Origin of the sequence: Burkholderia sp. KCJ3K979 (assembly GCF_016759955.1) — a bacterium.
Lineage (GTDB): Bacteria > Pseudomonadota > Gammaproteobacteria > Burkholderiales > Burkholderiaceae > Burkholderia > Burkholderia orbicola.
The window spans coordinates 56,907-77,535 of the sequence record NZ_JACFYV010000009.1 but is presented as its reverse complement, the minus strand read 5'-3'; the positions used below and the strand labels follow the sequence as shown (position 1 = coordinate 77,535).

The window sequence follows — 20,629 nt, the reverse complement described above, 5'->3', positions numbered from 1 at the left end:
CCCCGCCGCTCCACGCATGCGGCAGCCGGCGGACGATGCACACCCTGACGACCAGCCGGCCGCTCTTCAGATAATCGACGTAGTCCGCATCGTCCTGCGCGTAGCTGCGTTGCTCGCCAATGCGGATCGCCCCGTGTTCGTCGACGAGCCGGTTGAGCCGCGCGAACGCGATGCCGAGCTGCGTCGCGTTCCGGTCGGTCACGACGGTATCGAGCGCGCCGTGGATGACGAGGGCCGGCATGCCGGGATAGGACGCGACGTCGGCGCACGCGTCGAGCGCGGCGACCGGATCGTCGCGGAGGCCGCGACGCATCAGGCTCATCGCGGCCATCGTCGACGACGGCGGCGCGATGGCCGGGCCGGAGTGCAGGCCGACGGCCGCGAAGTGGTCGGGATACCGGAGCGCCAGCGCGGCGGCGAGCCCGGCGCCGGCGGACAAGCCGGCCACGTAGATCCGGTCGCGATCGAAGCCGTGGCGCCGCACGATGGCGTCGACCAGCGACGCGACGGCCGCGGCTTCGGACTCGGTCGCGTCGCCATGCCAGTGCCAGCAGCGGTGCGCATGGGCCGTCTTGGCCTGTTCGGGAAACAGCACGGCGAACCCCGCGCGCTCGGCCAGACGGCAGATGCGCGTGCCCGTGGCGAACGATTCGGCGGTCTGCTTGCAGCCGTGCAGCATGACGACCGCCGGCATGCCCGCTGTCTTGGCGGGTGCGGTGGGAAGATACAGCGCATACGCAAGATGGTTCACGAGCCGGCCAGCACTCGGACCGGCGGAATGAAACGAGCGCAGCCAGGTGCCGGGCGGTTGGGCCGACGGTGTGCGTGCGGTATGCGTGGCACCTGTCCGTTTGGCGGCGCGGGCGCGAGCGGGGGCGGCCGGCTTGGCGGGCCGTTGAGCGGCCTTCGCGGCGGTTTTTTGGGCGGCCGGTCGCGGCTTGCCGGCCCGCTTCTTCGGCCGCGCACCGGTCGCGATGGAAAACAGTTCGAGATGCCGCAGCCAGAGGCTGGATTTTTTCCTGGGCATGTGCAGTTTCGTGCCGGCGGCCGGCCGTGGCGGGAAGAGGCGGCCGACTCCACCGTCGGATGGAAGTCGAACGGGCGCGAAGCAAGGTTCGTGCTGCCGGTGCCGCGGCAACCGAAAGACGGCGTCCGGCAGAACGGGGGTGACGCGCATCGATTATCGGCGATGCTGGCCGCCCGACGTGACGGGCGTGCGAATCGAAGCCTACTTCGGCCCTGAAAAGGACCATGGTGCATCCGGAATCGTCCGGCCCGCCGGGCCCTGGCCGCCGGGCGTTCACCGCCCGTGCAGCCGGAAATGACGACGGCGGCGATCGAATCGTCGGATAACGCCGTTATTCAGTGATATCGTGCGGTTCGACAGAAGCGTCCAACGTTCATTCCGTTGTGAGGGGCGATATGCGTCTTGCTGATTTCATCGTACGGAACATGGAAACGATCCTGGTGCAGTGGGAAGCGTTTGCCGCCACGCTGTTACCGGCCGCGAGGCACATGAACTCGCAGGGGCTACGCGACCATGCTCGCGAAATCCTGATCGCCGTCGCCAAGGACATCGCGACCCCGCAAACGCGGGAAGCGCAACACGAAAAATCGCTGGGGCGCGCCCCCGAGCCGGCGAACGCCAGCGAGACGGCCGCCCAGACGCATGCCGTTCTGCGCGCCCGGCGGGGCTTCAACATCAACCAGCTGGCAGCCGAGTATCGGGCGCTGCGTGCCAGTGTGCTGCGGCTGTGGATCGATGCGTGTCAGCCGGCCACGCCCGATATGGACGACATGATTCGCTTCAACGAAGCGATCGATCAAGCGCTGGCCGAATCAGTCTCTTTTTTTACCGAACAGGTCGAACAGGCTCGCAACCTGCTTCTCGGCATGCTGAGTCACGACATGCGCACGCCGCTGCAGACCATCCAGCTCACGGCGTCGTATCTTGCCGCCCTCAACGCAGGCGAGGCCGTATCGGAGGCCGCCGCTCGGCTGATCAGAAGCGGCGGCCGCATGCAGGGTCTTCTCGACGATCTCTGCGATTTCAATCGAACCCAGCTCGGGCTGGGCATCAACGTCGTTCCCCGCAATATCGATCTCGCACATGTGCTCGACAATGTGGTGGACGAGTTGCGGGCCGGTCATCCGGATCGCGAAATTACCGTCGATATGCGCGGCGATCTCCGGGGTGAGTGGGACGACCAGCGAATGCAGCAGTTGCTGAGCAACCTGGTGAGCAATGCCATCAAGTATGGCGCGCGCGATACACCGGTGCGGGTGGTGGCCACGGCGACCGGCGATGAAGTGTTCGTCGAGGTCGGCAACAGCGGGCCGGCGATCGATCCGCGCACGCTCGACCGCATTTTCGATCCGCTCGAGCGCGGGGACGAGCGTCAGGGAAGGAAGGGTGACGATGCCGGCCTGGGGCTCGGCTTGTTCATCGCGAGGGAAATCGCCAACGCGCATCGCGGCCGGATCGACGCGCGGTCCGATCAGACGGAAACCGTGTTTGCGGTGCGGCTGCCGAGAGGTGTATGAAGCGGGAAGCGCGGATCGGGGGATGATTAGCCGTCGGGCTTGCGGTCGGCGGTGGCGAGAGGCCGCTACCGGCCAGGAACGGCCATTCGACACAGCTTTTTAGATCGTCGGCAATCGGTGCGGATAAGGGCGTAGCCTTTAGCGGTTACCGTCGATCAGATCGTTCAGCAGCGCATCGAACGCGGCCTGTGCGTCTTCAAGTTCCTGCAGGGCGGCATCAAAGGTTTGCAGCGCGAACGGCGAAGGCTCGCCGCTGCCTTGCGGCGGAAATTGCTTCTGCATCGAGGCGAACGTACTCTGCACGCGCAGCGTGGCGGCCACCATGCGCTCCATCGCCTGGGTTTCTTCGGCTCGGGCCTGTTCCGGATTCATTCCTCTCTCCTTGGATGGTTTTCTTGAAGACCAGATCGTACACGCTGTGTCCGTTCTTGCCGCCCTTGGCAGAACGACTCCGTTGAAGGTTCCAACGGCACGCTGCGGGAGAAGCGATTTAATCGGGAATGATTCCGCAGTCGCGCCGAGGCCAAGATACTCATCGAGCGAGGCTATAAAATCCCGCCGCAGGTCACAACGATTGGCCGCTTTGGATAAATCTGAAGGCCCGTTCTGGGTCGGCTGTTGCCGCCCGTGTCGGGCAGCAGTCGGCCTCGACAGTCCTAGGCAATCGCTCTCAAGCAGCCATTCGAACGTCGACTGTACCTTGCCAACGGACTCACGCGTGCCAATCGTATCCGTCGCGGCACGCCACGCCCTGAACGCGAAGGCGCGAATATGGGCGCGTCCGATCGTCTTGGGACACGCACACCGGACACCGGTCGATGCCGTGGCGCTTGACCCGGAATGCGACTCGGTCGCCGCTCGCCGCTACCGATAAACGGCCCGTGGCTGCGCTGGCGGGGCGACAACTAAATTGACGCGAGCGGAATCATGCGCCTGGCTGACTGTGCGTCACGCCACGAGCAGACAAACGGCAGCGTGTACCTTAGACTCTTGCCGCAATGACCATTGAGTGGCCGGATGCTTCGTCAACGAGAGCATCCGAGTCAGGGACGACATCGCCTTTGTCCATTTGATCAGCATCCGAGCGAGTCCCGAAAGGTTGGGCAACCGCATGGAAGCGTTGCTGCGGCAAAGCCGCTCGGCCGTCGCGGTGAAGCCTGTGAACGATAGAAGTATCTAAGGATGCTGCATGGCGACCAAGCTGTCATTTGAAGTTCTCGAAGTTTTGGATGCAATTGACCGGACCGGTACATTCGCCGAGGCGGCCGAGTTGTTGCATAGAGTTCCGTCCACGCTCACTTACCTTGTGCAAAAGCTGGAAAGCGACATGGATGTCGAGCTGTTCGATCGCAGCGGCAGACGGACGAGACTCACGGAAGCGGGTCGTGCTGTTGTGGAAGATGGGCGTCGACTTTTAGACGCGGCTCGACACCTGGAGGCCAAAGCAAAAGGCATTCGAGACAGATGGGAATCGGAGCTTCGACTATGCGTCGATGCAATCTTGCCAATCCAGTCCTTATGGCCATATGTCCATGCCTTCTACGACCTGGAGATGAATACCCAGCTAAGTCTTTCCACCGAGGTGCTTGGGGGCGTGTGGGATGCCCTGGTTACGCGGCGTGCCGATCTCGCGATAGGGGCGTTCGGCGAGCCGCCGCATGCCGCCAATATAGCGGCCCGGCCAATCGGAACTCTCCGGCACGTTTTTGTCGTGGCTCCGGACCATCCACTCGCCCGCATCCCCGAGCCGTTGGAGAGCGAAACGATCGCAGGATATCGAGGCGTTGTCATCAGTGACACTTCTCGCGAACTGCAACGGCAATCTGTGGCCACCCGTGACGGACAGCCACTGGTCATCGTGCCGACGCTCGCAGCTAAACTGCAAGCACTGTGTGAAGGTATCGCTGTCGGGATGCTGCCTGATTTCGTAGCGAAAGAACCGATACACGAAGGCAGGCTGGTCGCGCGTCGCATTGTGGGTGTGCGCGAGTTCACGAATGGCTACCTCGCTTGGCGCGAGGACAAGGTAGGGAACGCTTTAAACTGGTGGATTGCGCAACTAGACAGCGCCGATCTGCTTGAACGGCTCTTGACGCCGCGTCAAGAGAGTAAAGGGCAGCCCGGGACGGCCACTTGCGCAGTCCGTTACTAAAGCGCGGAGTAACAGCCCATCAGTGCTAATGTCCGAGGATCTTCGCCGGTGCATGCAGTTGGACATCCGAAGATCAGCTTGGCACTGAACCTTGCCGTTGAGTTGCCGAGGCATCCAATGGCTACAGCGGGTCGAACTGCGACGGCCGCACATTGCAGAGCATTGGCCGGCCATGTTCGGCCAGAACCGGTCGGTCGGCAACAGAGGATAGACTGTCGACGATCTTTAGCCACGTGACTCGTTTTGGTCCTTGAGATCACGTCGGGGCCTCCGAGACATGTGGATCGGTTCACAAATCAAAATTAATGTGCCAATATGGCCAGCATGGAACTCCGTAACGTCCCGAACCAATCTCGTCATCATCACGGTCGTCACTCGATGCGCCGTGGTTCGTTACGTCCATAGCAGGACATCCGGGGTTGCAGTTTCCCCTTCCTGTACAAACGACCAAGGCGCCTACGGCGCCTTTTTTATTTTTCACCCCGAGGAGACTTTCATGACCATGATTCGCGGAACACGTTTCATCGTTGGCGAGGAAGCTGCACAAATTCGCGCTCTGGAAACCCAATTCCGGAGCTATCTTCATTAACGCTGGAGCAGAGGAGGCGATTGTCCCGGCGTTGTGGTCGCAAGATACATTCATTCAAAAAGCCGGGGGTAGCGAGATCATCGGCCAGATGTGGGCCTTTCCCGATAAGAAGGGACGCGCTTGCTGCCTGATTCCTGAGGCAACGGCGCTGTTCCAGGAGCGATGCAGCGAGCTGCTGGGCCGACAACGGGAGCGGATGTTGTTTTATATCGCTCGATGCTACCGCTATGAACGACCTCAAGCCGGTCGCTACCGCGAATTCTCCCAACTAGGATTTGAGTATCTATGCCCCAACCCGGAATCCGCCCTCAAACGCAGTCGGGAGGTGGCGCTCGGCTTTTTTGATACACTCGGCCTCCGCTATGAAATCGACGATTCGGCCCGCAGAGGCCTCAGCTACTATCTGAACGGTCGGGGCTTCGAAATACGCTGTACCGAACTCGGAGCCCAACAGCAAGTGGTGGGTGGCGGCGCCTATCAGCAGGGAGCCGGTTTCGGCATCGGCGCTGAGCGACTATTGTTAGCGATGACCGCTCAGGGGCTCGTGTAGCGAAATCCAATGCCGGTGCGGCTTGCGGCTCCGGACAGTCGCAAGCGCCATATCACCGGCTACATGTAGTAAAGCGATGGCGCGAATGTCGGCTTTCCGCGATCTCGACTGCTCCTTGTGGGTCGACTACAGCCGAACGCGTCGGGCGGCATACGGCCAGGAAGGGACGCTCGACATACCTACGTGAATTGCTGACCATCGCTATCCGAAGCGTCGCCAGTCGCGAATCGGCCCTGTATGTCGCCACTAATAAAACGTCGGCCTCTGGAGACGTGCATCTAAACGGCGAGAAAAATGTTGAGGTAGCATCTTCGAACTCAACAGGGGGAAGGCGGTGTTTCGGGAAATCAAAGCACGCATAAACTCAATCAGCGTCCCTCTCGCCAGTCTGCTTCTAAGCGATCTGATGAGGATCCTGGCAGAAATGGTTGGCTATATCACGCTCCCTTGGTGGATCGTTCACCGGGGTGGCGCGCACGACTTGGCGACCTACAGCGTAAGCGTTGCCATCATCACGATTTTTGCAATGCCACTGCTTTCGCCGCTAGGGGATCGCTACGCAAAGAGACCGCAGATTGCATGGGGTCTATGCACCCTGATGGTGGTCGCCTTTACCCTCGCTACGCTCGCCTCGCTGTCCGACTACCGACTGATGCTTCTCATCTGCATAGGCGTGGTCAGTGTCATAGCCAAAGCTTTCATCGATCCGGCCAGTTCCACCATTTCGGCCGAACTTCTTCCGGCGAATCGTTTGGGGGAAGCGCTTCGTCTTCGTAAATCGACGCAAGCGGCCGGCCGTGCCTTAGGTCCAGCATTGGCTGGCGCGACACTGGCCTTGGGCGGTATCGCCGCAACATTTTGGATGAACGGCATATTACTCGGCGTCGCTGCTTACGTGACTTTGCAGCTTCCGTCCCAATCTCAGCATCGCGAACACCATCGCAGTTTAGCTCGTTGGTGGAATGACCTGCGCGCCGGACTGCATGCTAAATGGATCGTCCCGTTGGAGCGCGGCTGGACACTTGTAAACTTCCTCGTCTGGATATTCCAAGGCCCCGCAGTCGGCATGCTGATCCCGCTCAAAGTGCAATCACTTGGGCTGTCGGGTCTCTGGCTAGGTGCTTGCGAAGCGGCCTTATCGATAGGTTTACTACTCGGAAGCTTTCGTGGTTCTGATGCACTAGTTAGTCGTTTCGGCCGATTCAACGTCCGGGTGGGGGCCGCTATGTGCGAAGGGCTGGCTCTTGCTGCTTCGGGCTGGGTCCATTCACCCATCGTTCTCGTATTGGCCTTCACATGTGTGGGTTTCGCCAACGCGTCGGTGGGCCTCGTTGGCGCGACTCACCGCTCATTGGCTATCCCGCAGAATTTCCGCGTGCGCATTCTCGCCGCCAGCATGATGACCACGCAGATTGCAGGCATCCTTGGACCGATGATCGCAGGCGCGGCGCTCACGCATTGGCCGGTGGGCGAGGTTTATACATGCTTCGGCCTTGCCACTTGTCTGCTCGCTTTTGGTTTTGTCCTCATACCACGATCGCGCGAATTCTTTGCGCTCAACCACGATCAGGTGAAAGATTGGTTTCGGCACGAATATCCCCATGCATTCGAATCACCCGCGGTGCCCGAATCGAGACCGACTGTGTAGATCGTGTCAAGAAATGCCATATGTATGTGCGGGTTAGTCTTAACCCGAGACATGATCGAGTGACCGCTTTGTAGCGATTTAATCGACCGGTCAGGGTCGATCTGCGCCGGTCGCGCGTCACGGGGCGGCGGCCGGCCGCGTTCGGCCAGAAGCCGCCTTTCTTGCTTCGCCACCCGGCGTGTGCGTCTGCTTGTCATCCCGAATCAGCCACGCTGACGCACGATTGAGCGCGCATGGCGCCCGACCGTTGTCACCGAAAGCCTCTGTCGATGGGCGAATTTTGTCCGGCCTAAAATCTTCTCGATCGATGTACGGGCAGGTCAAAGCCAACGGAGCGCCGAGTGACGGTCATCGCACAACTTTCCGATATTCATGTCCGGCCTCACGGCGTCCTGTATCAAGACGCCGTGGATTCCAACGTCATGTTTTCGGCGGCCGTCGATTCGCTGAACCGCATTCGACCTGAGCCAGACCTGGTCGTCATCTCCGGCGACCTGACGGACGAGGGCACCGAAGACGAGTATCGAAAACTTCGCGAACTGCTCGTCGAGTTGAGGCGACCGTTCGTGGTTCTGCCGGGTAATCATGACGACCGTGGCAATCTGCGAGCCGCATTCCCGGATCACGCGTGGCTTCCGGACGAGGGCGCACTCTCGTTCGCGCTGGACGTGGGCGAACTACGCCTCGTGGCGTTGGACACCTCCGTTCCAGGGCTACATCACGGTGAACTGGACGCCGAAACCCTGGCGATGCTCGACACTGAACTTGCCGAGCATCGCAATCGGACCGTGGTTGTCGTCATGCACCATCCACCGTTCATGACCGGCATTCCTTATCTGGACATCTACGGGTTGCGAAATGCCGAGGCCTTTGCTGCGGTTCTGGCGCGCCACGACAACGTAGATCGTATTCTTGCCGGGCACGTCCACCGGTCGATGCAGACACGTCTTGGACGCGTTCCGGTACTCACCTGCCCGAGCACGACCACTCAGATTGCGCTGCGCGTTGAAGCGGACGCGCAGCCCGCTTCCTTTCTCGAACCCCCTGCATACATGCTGCATCGCTGGGCAGGTCGAGGTCAGCCAGCGGTTTCCCACTTGTGTTACGTGGGGCACTTCGAGGGCCCGTTCCCTTTCGCGTAAGCGCCCCGTCAACACATGGCGGTCGATGACGTACGAGGCATCGGCACGGCATGGACGGGCAATGACCGCTTGCGACCTCGGAGCACGTGAGCGCATCAGAGTCGCCCACCGGCGCAGCGCATTGCCGCGCCGGCAGGCTTTCCGCCCTCAATGCGCATCGACGAGCCGCGGATCGATATACGCGTCGACGTCCTGCGACTGCTTGTACACGGCGTTACGCACGTTGAACGCATTCGCGTTGCGCGTCGAGCCGTAGATCGAATCGAGCCCGTCGCCCTTGCGGAACGCACGCTTCGCGGCCGCCTCGTCGAGCAGATGCGTGCCCTTCAGCAGCGGAAGATATTGCGCCGGCGCGAGCCCGACACGCGCCGACATGATCTTGACCGCATCGGCCTGCGTCTTCGGATCGTTGATGTACGCGACGCAGCGATACCAGACCTTGATCACCTTCGCCCAGTCGGCGCGACGCGCGGCGAGACTCGCCGGCGCGACGGTGATCGCATCGTAGATCAGCCCCGGCGCATCCGCCGACGTGAAGATCGCCCGTGCGCCCGGCGCGCGCTTCAACGCCTCGCCGGCGTTCGGCTGCCATGCGGCCACCGCGGCGATGTCGGCCGACGAACCGAGTACCTGCGGCAGCTCGTTGGTTTTCGCATTCACGAGCGTGACGTCGCCGTCCTTGAGCCCGTGCTTCTGCAGCGCGGTTTCGAGCAGCAGATGGTCGACCAGGCCGAGCTCGACGCCGATTTTCTTGCCCTTCAGCGCCTCGACGGTGCGCAGCGGCGGCTTCGCGACGATCATGTCGTTGCCGGCCGAGTAGTCGGTCAGCAGGATCATCACGTTCTTCGCGCCGGACGCGCCCGTTACCAGCGCATCGCCGTTGGTCGCCGCGACCGCATCGAGCTTGCCTGCGGAAAATGCGTCGAGCGACGCCGAATAATCGAACCATTCGAAATCGACGTCGACGCCGGCCTCCTTGAACCAGCCCTTGTCGAGCGCGACCTGGAACGCGACCCAGCCGGGCCAGTCGCTGTAGCCGATCTTCAGCGGTGCGGCAGCCTGTGCGGCAGGCGCCGCCCATAGCGTGGCGGCCGCGACGGCGGCGCCCAATGCATGACGGATGAAACGGAAGGACGGCAGGTGGCGAAACGCCGGGGCGGGACGGGTCATCGTTGTTCTCCAGGAGACCGGGATCGGGATCGTCGATACGGACCGTGCGCGAGCACATGGTCCGGCTGCGTGACCGGTTCCTGCGGATGCGGAACGAACGAAGCGGCCACGGAGAGGCGCGATGGCCGTTGCCATCGCCAATCTCCCGGGCTTTTGTCCCGCCGTGTAGCACGCGTGCATCCGGTCTCGCGACCGGACGAACTCGCGCCGGGCTGCTCTCGGACCAGACGTTCGATGAACCGGAACCCTAGCAACCCTAAGATGCGACGCCGCCGCACCTCTCGGCGTCATGCCGAGCGAGAAGCGTGCCAACGGCGCGCGGCAAGGCGATTCAACGGCGGCGGGTGGCGCGCTGAAGTTCGATGAAGCGGGCGGCGAACAGCGCGTGCAGTACGCGCCGGAGCAGGTCGAGCTTGTTCATGAAGGATCGGATATGAGGTGACGGTGCATGGGTTCAGCAATGCCCATGCCATCACGCATCGGCCGGTGGGCGAGCACGCGACGCGCACTGCACCGGTGCGCGCTTGCGTGCGCATGGTGCGCCGCGCGCCCGCCGCGAGGGCAAGCGAATGCGTCGGTCATTCGGATGTCGCGCGGCATCGCGCCGCCGGGCCGCGTCGTGCGGTCATCGAGCGGCGGCTGGCACGCAACTCGCTTATTCGATGCCCGAGAGGTGCGAAGCAATTTGCATCATCTTCAGGATCGCTAGGGTTCCGGTCGTGCGGCGTGTGCCGCGCGATGCCTGGTCCGAGAGCAATCCGGTCTTGCCTTCGCCTCGACGAGAGGAAACGGCGAGGCTCCACGGAGGGATAAAAGCCCGGGAGGTCGCGATGTCGTTCGGTCGCCCTCTCACGCCTTTTGTCCAACCGATCCCGGAGCCGCCATGTCGCCGAGCCCCCAAGCCATTCTTGCCCCGCCGCCGCACGTCGCGTGGGAAACGCTGATTCCCGCCGGAACCCACTGGTCCGGCATCCTGCGCCGCGGCCTCGCGCTGCGCATCGTCGACGTCGACGGCGGCGCGAACCTGTCCGCTGTCTTTCATCGCCAGGAAGACCTGCTCGAACGCTACAACATGGCCGACACGCTGAAGGCGCAGCACACCGCGCATCTGACGCGCGGCCATGCGCTGTATACGGACATGGGCCGCGTGATCGCGTCGATCACGGCCGACACGCTCGGCTGGCACGACCCGCTCGGCGGCGTCGGCGATGCGCGGCTGTTCGCGCACAAGTACGGCACGTCGTCGTACCAGGCCGATCGCAACGCGATGACCCGCAACGCCCGCGACAGCCTCGTGCTCGAACTCGCCAAATACGGACTGTCGGCGCGCGACCTCGCCGCGAACGTCAACTTCTTCAGCAAGCTGGATGCACGCGACGACGGCGCGCTCGAGTTCGTCGCCGGACATTCGCCGGCCGGCAGCGCGTTCGACCTGCGCTTCGAGATGAACACGCTCGCGGCGTTCTCGACCGCGCCGCATCCGCTCGATCCGCGCCCGGACTATGCGCCGAAAGCCGTGAAGCTGATCGCGTACCGCGCGTATCCGGCCGACGGCGCGGCGCCCGACGACGACCCGTGCCGGCGCGCATGCGCGGAGAACATGCGCGGCTTCGCCAACACCGACCGTCTGTTCGCATGAGGAGCGAGACCATGCCGATCATCGAAAGCCGTCTCGACCCGCGCGACGCGATCCACGACGTCACGCTGAGCGCGGGCGACCCGTGGCTGCACGACCTGAAGCGCGGGCAGACCTTCCGCATTCTCGACCTCGAAGGCAACCAGGCCGTCGACACGCTGTTCTACCGCACCGACGATCCCGAAGAGCGCTACAGCGCGCAGGACACGATCCGCTCGCAGCGCAACCTGTACCTGAGCGCCGGCAGCGTGCTCATGTCGAGCCGCGGCAACCCGATGGCGACGATCGTCGCCGATACGTGCGGCCGTCACGACACGCTCGGCGGCGCGTGCGCGGCCGAGAGCAACACGGTGCGCTATGCGCTCGACAAGCGCTATATGCACAACTGCCGCGACAGCTTCCTCAACGCGATCTCGCACTGCACGTGCGGCGCCGGCGCGCGGCTCACCAAGCGCGACCTGGTCGGCAACGTCAACTTCTTCATGAACGTGCCCGTCACGCCGCTCGGCGGGCTCACGTTCGAGGACGGCATCTCGGCGCCCGGCAAGTACGTCGAGATGCGTGCGGAGATGGACGTCACGGTGCTGATCTCGAACTGCCCGCAACTCAACAATCCGTGCAACGGCTACAACCCGACGCCCGTGCGCCTCATGATCTGGGAGGCGGAATGAACGGCCTCCACGCTCGCTTGCTTTGCATGGGGCCGGAGTACGCGCTGAAGCGCTACTCCGGGCCGACACGTTCGCTGCGGGAGGCAACATGAGATTCGCCAAAGTCCTCGTCGCGAACCGCGGCGAAATTGCGTGCCGCGTGATCCGCACGCTGAAGCGCCTCGGCATCGCATCGGTCGCGATCTATTCGGATGCCGATCGCGACGCGCGCCACGTAGCGCTCGCCGATGAAGCCGTGCGGGTCGGGCCCGCCCCGGCGGCCGACAGCTATCTGAACGTCGCGGCGATCCTCGCCGCCGCGCGCGAAACCGGCGCGCAGGCCGTGCATCCCGGCTACGGTTTCCTGTCCGAGCACGCGGGCTTCGCCGACGCGTGCGAAGCGGCGGGCCTGCGCTTCATCGGGCCGCGCGGCGATCACATGCGCGCGTTCGGCCTCAAGCACACCGCGCGCGAACTCGCGGCCGCGCACGGCGTCGCGCTGCTGCCCGGCACCGGGCTGCTCGCCGACGTCGCGATGGCGCTCGCCGAAGCCGACGCGATCGGCTATCCGGTGATGCTGAAAAGCACCGCGGGCGGCGGCGGCATCGGCATGTCGCTGTGCCGCGATGCCGCGCAGCTCGGCGCAGCGTTCGAATCCGTCGTGCGGCTCGGCGCCGCGAATTTCGCGCATGCGGGCGTCTATCTCGAGAAGTTCGTCGAACACGCGCGGCACATCGAGGTGCAGATCTTCGGCGACGGCCGCGGCGGCGCGATCGCGCTCGGCGAACGCGATTGCTCGGTGCAGCGGCGCAACCAGAAGGTGATCGAGGAAACGCCCGCGCCCGACCTGACCGACGCCGAGCGCGACGCGCTGCACGCGAGCGCGGTGCGGCTCGCGCGCGCGGTGGGCTACGCATCGGCCGGCACGGTCGAATTCGTGTTCGACGCGAGCACGCGGCAGTTCTATTTCCTCGAGGTGAACACGCGGCTGCAGGTCGAGCATTGCGTGACCGAAGCCGTGACGGGCGTCGATCTCGTGGAATGGATGCTCCTGCAGGCCGAAGGCGACCTGCCGCCGCTCGACACGCTCGCCGTCGCCCCGCGCGGCGCGAGCATCCAGGTGCGGCTCTATGCGGAGGACCCGAACAAGCAGTTCCAGCCGAGCGCCGGACTGCTCACGCACGTTGCGTTTCCCGACGACGTGCGGGTCGACGGCTGGATCGAGGCGGGCACGGAGATCAGCGCGCATTACGATCCGCTGCTCGCGAAGCTGATCGTGCGCGGCGACACGCGGCGCGACGCGCTGGCCGCGCTGCGGGCCGCGCTCGACCAGACCGAGCTGTACGGGATCGAGACCAACCTCGACTACCTGCGTGCGGTCGTCGGCTCCGACACGTTCGCGCGCGGCGCGCCGACCACTGCCTTCCTGTCGCGCTTCGCGTTCGCGCCGCACACGATCGACGTGCTCGACGGCGGCGTGCAGACCACCGTGCAGCAGGCGCCCGGGCGGGTCGGCTACTGGAGCGTCGGCGTGCCGCCGTCGGGGCCGATGGACGATCGCGCATTCGATCTCGCAAACGCGCTGCTCGGCAACGCGCGCGACGCGGCCGGGCTGGAATTCACGATGGTCGGCGCGACGCTGCGCTTCAATAGCGCGACGCTGTTCGTGCTCGGCGGTGCGCCGCTCGCGGCCACGCTCGACGGTGAAGCTGTGCCGTTCTGGCAGGTCGTGCGGGCCCGACCGGGCGCGGTATTGAAACTGGGCGGCGTGACCGGCGCGGGCGTGCGCGCGTGTCTCGCCGTCAAGGGCGGGCTGCAGGTGCCCGACTATCTCGGCAGCAAGGCGACCTTCACGCTCGGCCAGTTCGGCGGCCATGCCGGCCGCGCGCTTCGCAAGGGCGACGTGCTGCATCTGCACGCGGACGCCGGGCGCGGCGACGCTGGTGCGACGCTGGCCGCGGCCGAGATTCCCGCGCTGACGCATGCATGGACGCTCGGCGTGCTCGACGGTCCGCATGGCGCGCCGGATTTCTTCACGCCGGACGACATCGCGATGCTCTACGGCACGCAGTGGACCGTCCATTACAACTCCAGCCGCACCGGCGTGCGGCTGATCGGCCCGAAGCCGCAATGGGCGCGTGCGGACGGCGGCGAGGCGGGGCTGCATCCGTCGAACATCCACGACAACGCGTATGCGATCGGCGCCGTCGATTTCACCGGCGACATGCCGGTGATTCTCGGCCCGGACGGGCCGAGCCTCGGCGGCTTCGTGTGTCCGGTGACGGTCGTGCGCGACGAGTTGTGGAAGCTCGGGCAGTTGCGGCCGGGCGATACCGTGCAGTTCGTGCGCGCGGGCGTGTTGGCCGGGATAGCGACTGCGGCGGTCGTGGAGGCGACACGTGACGTTACCGCTGCGGCATCCGGCTCCTTCGACGATTGCGTGCTGCATCGCGACCCGTCGGCCGGCGGCGGCATCGGCGTCGTCTACCGGCGCTCGGGCGACCGCAACGTGCTGGTCGAATACGGGCCGCTCGTGCTCGATCTGAACCTGCGCTTTCGCGTGCACGCGCTGATGGGCTGGCTCGACGCGCACCGGCTGCCCGGCATGCTCGACCTGACGCCGGGCATCCGCTCGCTCCAGGTGCAGTTCGACGCGCGGACGCTGCCGCTCGACGCGCTGCTCGCGCATCTGCAGGCCGCCGAGCGCGAACTTGCCGACGTGGCCGACCTGCGTGTGCCGAACCGCATCGTGCATCTGCCGCTGTCGTGGGACGACCCGTCGACGCGCGTCGCGATCGAGCGCTACATGCAGTCGGTGCGGCCCGATGCGCCGTGGTGCCCGAGCAATATCGAGTTCATCCGGCGCATCAACGGCCTGGCGAGCATCGACGACGTGAAGCGCATCGTGTTCGACGCGCGCTATCTGGTGATGGGCCTCGGCGACGTCTACCTCGGTGCGCCCGTCGCGACGCCGCTCGATCCGCGCCACCGGCTCGTGACGACGAAATACAACCCCGCGCGCACCTGGACGCCGGAGAACGCGGTCGGCATCGGCGGCGCGTACCTGTGCGTGTACGGGATGGAAGGGCCGGGCGGCTATCAGTTCGTCGGCCGCACCGTGCAGATGTGGAACCGCCACCGTACCACGCGCGAATTCGAGGCCGGCAAGCCATGGCTGCTGCGCTTCTTCGACGAGATCCGCTTCTACGAAGTCAGCGAGGCCGAGCTGACTGCGTTGCGTGCGGATTTCATCGCGGGCCGCGCGACGCTGAAGATCGAGGAATCGGTGTTCGATCTGCGCGCCTACAACCGCTTCCTGCACGACGAGGCGGAGTCGATCGCCGCGTTCAAGGCGACACAGCAGGCCGCGTTCGACGCGGAGCGCGAGCGCTGGCGCGCGGCGGGCCACGCGGAATACGTCGGCGACGCGGAGCCGGGCGACGCGCAAGCGGACCGGGTAGCGGGTGCGCTCGACGACACGCAGCGGGCGATTGCCGCCGACGTGTCGGGCAGCGTGTGGAAGGTGCTGGTGGACGCCGGCGAGCGCGTGACCGAAGGGCAGGTCGTCGCGATCGTCGAATCGATGAAGATGGAGGTGGCGGTGACGGCAACGGAAGACGGCACGATCGAGACGATCGATTGCGCGCCTGGCGCGGCGGTGGTGGCCGGCCAGCGGCTGATGGTGATGAAGGCGGGCGCCGCCGAGGAGGTCGCATGAGCACGAAGGACCGCCCGGTGCTGCCCGGGCTGCGCTCGATTGCCGCGCTGCGTGCCCGCTATGCGGCGGGCGACCTGACGCCGCATGCGCTCGTCGACGCGATCGCCGCGCATTTCGACGCGGGCGACTCGCACCATGCGTGGATCAGGCCGCTCACGCGCGACGAGATGATGTCGTATGCCGACGCGCTGGCCGGACGCGACATCGCGTCGTTGCCGCTGTACGGCGTGCCGTTCGCGATCAAGGACAACATCGACCTCGCCGGCATCCCGACGACCGCAGGCTGCCCCGCCTACGCATACACGCCGGCACGCAGCGCGCCGGTGGTCGAGCGATTGATCGCGGCCGGCGCGATTCCCGTCGGCAAGACCAATCTCGACCAGTTCGCGACCGGGCTCTCGGGGCAGCGCTCGCCTTACGGTGCGTGCCGCAATGCGCTCGACCCGCGCTACGCGTCGGGCGGCTCGAGTTCCGGGTCGGCGGTGGCCGTCGCGCTCGGCGTCGCGACGTTCTCGCTCGGCACCGACACGGCGGGCTCCGGGCGCGTGCCGGCCGCCTTCCACGGGCTCGTCGGGCTCAAGCCGACACGCGGCGTGCTGAGCACGCTCGGCGTGGTGCCGGCCTGCCGGTCGCTCGATTGCGTGTCGGTGTTCGCGCGTTCGGCGGACGACGCGCGCACCGTGTTCGCCGCCGCGCACGGCGTGACGGACGGCGATCCGTACGGGCGCGCCTGGCAGCCGCTGCTGGGCGCGGACGGGTTGCGCGCGCAGCCGGCGCGGCCGCTCGCGCAATTGCGCTTCGGCACGCCGCGTGCCGATCAGCTCGAATTCTTCGGCGACGCATCGTATCGCGCGGCCTGGGGCGCGGCGCTCGAACGGCTGCGCGCGACCGGCGCGCGGGTCGTCGAGATCGACTTCGCACCGTTCCTGGCCGCCGCGCGGCTGCTGTACGACGGCCCGTGGGTTGCCGAGCGGCTGGCCGCGATCGGCGCATTCGCCGCGCGCGAACCCGACGCGCTGCATCCGGTGATCCGCGAAATCGTCGGCGGCGCGTCGCGCTTCAGCGCCGCCGACGCGTTCGCCGCGTTCGACCGGCTGGCGGCGCTGCGCGTCGATGCGGCCCGCGCGTGGGACGGCCTCGATGCGATCGTGATGCCGACCTCGGCGACGACCGCGACCGTCGATGCGCTCGAAGCCGATCCGATCGCGATCAATTCGCGCTTCGGCTACTACACGAACTTCGTGAACCTGCTCGACCTGTCGGCGATCGCGGTGCCTGCGGGTACTTGCGCAACCGGGCCGCATGCGGGCTTGCCGTTCGGGATCACGTTCGTCGGGCGTGCGCACGACGATGCACGGCTGCTGGATCTCGCACAGGCGTGGGGCGAGGGCGCGGCCGCCGTCGACGACGTTCGGCCGCCCGCGGCCGCGATGTCGGCGCGTGCCGCAGCCGCGGGTGTCGTGCGCGTGGCCGTCGTCGGCGCGCATCTGCGCGGCGAACCGTTGAACGGGCAGCTCACGCAGCGCGGCGCGCGCTTCGTCACCGCGACCACCACCGCGCCGGCCTATCGCCTCTATGCGCTGTCCGCGGAGGCAAGCGGTGGCGTCGCCAAGCCGGGGCTCGTGCGTGTGCCGAACGATGGCGCACCGATCGCGGTCGAGGTCTGGGAGATGCCGGTCGACGCGTACGGCAGCTTCGTCGCCGGTATCACGGCGCCGCTCGGCATCGGCACGCTGACGCTCGCCGACGGTGCGCGCGTGCAGGGCTTCCTGTGCGAAAGCGTGGCCCTCGACGATGCGCAGGACATCACGCGCTTCGGCGGCTGGCGCGCTTACCACGCGCAGGCGGCCGGCAGCGCATTGCAATGAACACACGGTCGCGCGATGCCGCGGCATCCGCGCGACCGGCACCTGAAACGATACGGAGATTCCGATGACAACGACCCGCAACACGACCGGCTGGCTCGCGGTGCGCCGCGAACTGACGACGCGCGGCAAATGGACGCTCGCGCTGGCGTCCTTCCTGCTGCCGTTCGCCGTCTGGTGCCTGATCAGTTATGTGCCGTTCGTCTGGCATCCGCAGATGCGCATCACGAATCCGGGCAGCGTCGACTATTTCCAGACCGGCATGCAGATCGACCGCGACGTGTTCGACGACGAACTCGCGCATGCACGGGCCGCGCACGCGGCGGTGCCCGAGGGCGAGCGCGCGAATCCGGTCTACCTGCCGGCGCCGCACCAGGTCTTGCGCGCGTTCTACACGGCGTTCACGACACCGCCCGCGTCGCGCGACGGCGTGTGGCTGCACGAAAGCCTGTGGCACAGCATCCGCATCATCTTCTGGGGCTTCGTGATTTCGTCCGCGATCGGCGTGCCGCTCGGCATCGTCTGCGGCACCTTCAGTGCGCTCGCGCGGCTGCAGGAGCCGTTCCTGGAGTTCTTCCGCTACCTGCCGGCGCCGGCGTTCGGCGCGCTGATGGTCGCGATTCTCGGCATCTATGACGCGCCGAAGATCGCGATCATCGTGATCGGTACGCTGTTCCAGCAGGTGCTGATCATCGCGAACACCACGCGCAAGCTCGAATACGGGCTGTTCGAGGCCGCGATGACGCTCGGCACGAAGAAGCTGAAGCTGCTCACGCACGTCGTGATTCCGGGCGTGCTGCCGGACCTGTATCGCGATCAGCGCATCCTGCTCGGCTGGGCGTGGACTTACCTGATCGTCGCCGAGCTGGTCGGCACGAGTTCGGGCATCACGTGGTACATCAGCCAGCAGGCGCGCTACCAGCATTTCGACAACGTATATGCGGCAATCCTGATGATCGGGATCATCGGCCTCGGCACCGACATCGTGCTCGGGCTGCTCGGCCGCCGGCTCTTTCCGTGGGACCGCACGCTGAAAGCGTGAGCGTCGCCCGCACGTCCCCATCGACCGATTTCCGCAGAGGGCATCATGCAGAACCCGCAAGCCGTTCCCGATTACCTGATCCAGTCCGACGCGGTGCGCGAGCGCTTCGCGCGGCTGAAGGCCCGCGACGTGATACTCGACGTGCGACACGTCGGCAAGCGCTTCACGACGCCGCAGGGCGAGTGCGTCGCGCTCGACGACATCAGTTTCCGCACGCACCGGCGCGAGTTCGTGTGCGTGATCGGCCCGTCCGGCTGCGGCAAGTCGACGTTGATCCGGATTCTCGCCGGGCTCGACGCGCAGACGAGCGGCGACGTGCTGCTGGACGGCAAGCCGGTCGACGGGCCGGGCGCCGATCGCGGAATGGTGTTCCAGGGCTATACGTTGTTTCCGTGGCTCACGGTGAAGAAGAACGTGATGTTCGGCCTGCGCATGAACGGCAGCAGCAGCGGCGTGGCCGAGCGCGAGGCGTTGCAGTGGCTCGATCTCGTCGGGCTGACGCGTTTCGCCGACGTGTATCCGCATCAGCTGTCGGGCGGCATGAAGCAGCGCGTGGCGATTGCCCGCGCGCTCGCGAACCGTCCGCGCATCCTGCTGATGGACGAGCCGTTCGGCGCGCTGGACGCCCAGACGCGGGCCAGGATGCAGACCCATCTGCTCGACATCTGGCGCAACATCGACGTGACGATCCTGTTCATCACGCACGACCTCGACGAGGCGATCTTTCTGGCCGACCGGATTCTGGTGCTGAAGGCGAATCCGGGCGGGGTGCAGGAGCTGATCGAGGTGCCGGTGCCGCGGCCGCGCGATTATTCGCAGGTCAATACGCCCGAGTTCGTCGCGACGAAGGCGCGGCTCGAAGCGCTGATTCATCCGCGGGAGGCCGCGACCGCCGAAGACGACGGCATCAAGCCGCACATGATCCGGATGACGGACGTGGCGGATAACGTCGAATAGCGTGGGGCCGATGCATTCCGTCGCGCCGCGATTCATGTCGTACCGGACCCTGCTGATCGAGTTGACGACTTCACTGACAGCCGCACCAAAATAATGTCGTCAACTTGATTACACCCGGATTAATTTTGTCCATTCGTAGTGGACCTCGACTTCCCACGGTAAGCTGATGCATTCCCGATCGATTCTTCGGCTTGCGAGAGAAAGCGATGAAGGTAACCATTGCGTACATCGAGGAACCTCCGTTTGGGTGGACCGAAGCGGATGGCACCGCGAGAGGCGCCGATCTCGAGCTCGCGGCGACGATTCTCCGGCAGATAGGCGTCACCCGCGTCGAGTATTGCCCGACGACGTTCGGCGAATTGCTGCCCGGCCTCGCATCAGGTCACTGGGACATGAACGTGCCGCTCTTCGTGACACCGCAGCGGGCCAATACCGTTGCGTTCAGCGTGCCGGTGTGGGGAATCGAGGACGGTTTCCTGGTGCGGCCCGGCAACCCGAAGGCGCTCAGGCGTTATGCGTCGATCGCCGAACGTCCCGATGCGCGCCTCGGCATCATCGCCGGACAGGTACAGCATGATTCCGCGATGGCGGCAGGCGTGAGCCGGCGGCAAATCGTCGTCTTCGAACAGCAAGCCGACGCGATCGCGGCCGTGCTCTCCGGCGTAATCGACGCCTATGCGAGCACCGCTTTGGGGAATCGCATCGTGGCGGGCCGGATAGGCAGCGCGATGATCGAGGCCGTCGCGCACGAGCCGGATGGCAACGGCAGCCAGCGGACGCCTCCGCTGGGCGCGTTTTCATTCAACCGGGAAAACCGGGATCTCCTGACGGCGTTCAATCGGCAACTGCGCGCGTATGTCGGCTCGCCGGACCATCGCGCCCGCATGGCGAGATTCGGGTTGACGGCTCGCGAGATCGATCCAGCCGTCTCGCCGACAGGATAGGTCGCCGCCCGGCTGTGAATGG

General features: G+C 65.4%; 15 protein-coding genes and 2 riboswitches. Of the genes, 12 read left to right on the top strand and 3 right to left on the bottom strand.

Annotation, left to right across the window (positions count from 1 at the left end):
• Positions 1-1,027: extracellular catalytic domain type 1 short-chain-length polyhydroxyalkanoate depolymerase (locus H3O04_RS04115; RefSeq protein ID WP_202587199.1), on the bottom strand; the 1,027-nt coding region annotated here is incomplete at its 3' end.
• Positions 1,028-1,422: 395 nt separating this feature from the next.
• Here H3O04_RS04115 and H3O04_RS04110 point away from each other — a divergent pair.
• Positions 1,423-2,544 carry a sensor histidine kinase gene (locus H3O04_RS04110; RefSeq protein ID WP_202587198.1) on the top strand — a complete coding sequence of 374 codons (1,122 nt, stop codon included), beginning with the start codon at positions 1,423-1,425 and terminating at the stop codon, positions 2,542-2,544.
• Positions 2,545-2,682: 138 nt separating this feature from the next.
• Here the strand turns inward: H3O04_RS04110 and H3O04_RS04105 are convergent, their stop codons facing one another.
• A complete protein-coding gene (locus H3O04_RS04105; RefSeq protein WP_011549124.1) occupies positions 2,683-2,916 on the bottom strand; it encodes a hypothetical protein in 234 nt (77 codons plus the stop codon).
• Positions 2,917-3,733: 817 nt separating this feature from the next.
• Between H3O04_RS04105 and H3O04_RS04100 the strand changes: the two genes are divergently transcribed.
• From H3O04_RS04100 to H3O04_RS04085, 4 genes are all read left to right on the top strand, one after another.
• Positions 3,734-4,696, top strand: coding sequence for a LysR family transcriptional regulator (locus tag H3O04_RS04100; protein WP_202587197.1), 963 nt, complete (start codon positions 3,734-3,736; stop codon positions 4,694-4,696).
• Positions 4,697-5,223: 527 nt separating this feature from the next.
• Positions 5,224-5,835, top strand: coding sequence for an ATP phosphoribosyltransferase regulatory subunit (locus H3O04_RS04095; RefSeq protein ID WP_202587196.1), 612 nt, complete (start codon positions 5,224-5,226; stop codon positions 5,833-5,835).
• 406 nt (positions 5,836-6,241) lie between these two features.
• Positions 6,242-7,483, top strand: a complete 1,242-nt coding sequence (locus H3O04_RS04090) for an MFS transporter (protein WP_334028330.1) — start codon at positions 6,242-6,244, stop codon at positions 7,481-7,483.
• Between the two features lie 341 nt (positions 7,484-7,824).
• The gene (locus H3O04_RS04085; protein WP_202587194.1) at positions 7,825-8,625 is read left to right on the top strand and encodes a phosphodiesterase; all 801 of its coding nucleotides are present in this window, start codon (positions 7,825-7,827) and stop codon (positions 8,623-8,625) included.
• 147 nt (positions 8,626-8,772) lie between these two features.
• Here the strand turns inward: H3O04_RS04085 and H3O04_RS04080 are convergent, their stop codons facing one another.
• On the bottom strand, positions 8,773-9,795 hold the full coding sequence (locus H3O04_RS04080) for an ABC transporter substrate-binding protein (protein ID WP_202587193.1): 1,023 nt from the start codon (positions 9,793-9,795) through the stop codon (positions 8,773-8,775).
• Positions 9,796-9,935: 140 nt separating this feature from the next.
• A riboswitch (guanidine-I (ykkC/yxkD leader) is annotated at positions 9,936-10,057 on the bottom strand.
• Positions 10,058-10,489: 432 nt separating this feature from the next.
• Positions 10,490-10,621: riboswitch (guanidine-I (ykkC/yxkD leader) on the top strand.
• A 57-nt stretch (positions 10,622-10,678) separates the two neighbouring features.
• Here H3O04_RS04080 and H3O04_RS04075 point away from each other — a divergent pair.
• From H3O04_RS04075 to H3O04_RS04045, 7 genes are all read left to right on the top strand, one after another.
• Positions 10,679-11,434 (top strand): urea amidolyase associated protein UAAP1, encoded by a 756-nt coding sequence (locus H3O04_RS04075; RefSeq protein ID WP_202587192.1) that lies wholly within the window; start codon positions 10,679-10,681, stop codon positions 11,432-11,434.
• A gap of 11 nt (positions 11,435-11,445) precedes the next feature.
• Positions 11,446-12,102 carry an urea amidolyase associated protein UAAP2 gene (locus tag H3O04_RS04070; RefSeq protein WP_011549113.1) on the top strand — a complete coding sequence of 219 codons (657 nt, stop codon included), beginning with the start codon at positions 11,446-11,448 and terminating at the stop codon, positions 12,100-12,102.
• Positions 12,103-12,190: 88 nt separating this feature from the next.
• Entirely contained in the window at positions 12,191-15,799 is a 3,609-nt protein-coding gene (gene uca / locus H3O04_RS04065; protein WP_202587191.1) for an urea carboxylase, read from the top strand.
• A complete protein-coding gene (gene atzF / locus H3O04_RS04060; protein WP_202587190.1) occupies positions 15,796-17,667 on the top strand; it encodes an allophanate hydrolase in 1,872 nt (623 codons plus the stop codon). Before uca ends, atzF begins: the two co-directional genes overlap by 4 nt.
• Before the next feature lie 64 nt (positions 17,668-17,731).
• Entirely contained in the window at positions 17,732-18,706 is a 975-nt protein-coding gene (locus H3O04_RS04055) for an ABC transporter permease (RefSeq protein WP_023475128.1), read from the top strand.
• A 45-nt stretch (positions 18,707-18,751) separates the two neighbouring features.
• On the top strand, positions 18,752-19,663 hold the full coding sequence (locus H3O04_RS04050) for an ABC transporter ATP-binding protein (protein ID WP_023475127.1): 912 nt from the start codon (positions 18,752-18,754) through the stop codon (positions 19,661-19,663).
• Between the two features lie 206 nt (positions 19,664-19,869).
• Positions 19,870-20,607, top strand: a complete 738-nt coding sequence (locus H3O04_RS04045; protein ID WP_202587189.1) for a transporter substrate-binding domain-containing protein — start codon at positions 19,870-19,872, stop codon at positions 20,605-20,607.
• Positions 20,608-20,629 lie beyond the last annotated feature (22 nt).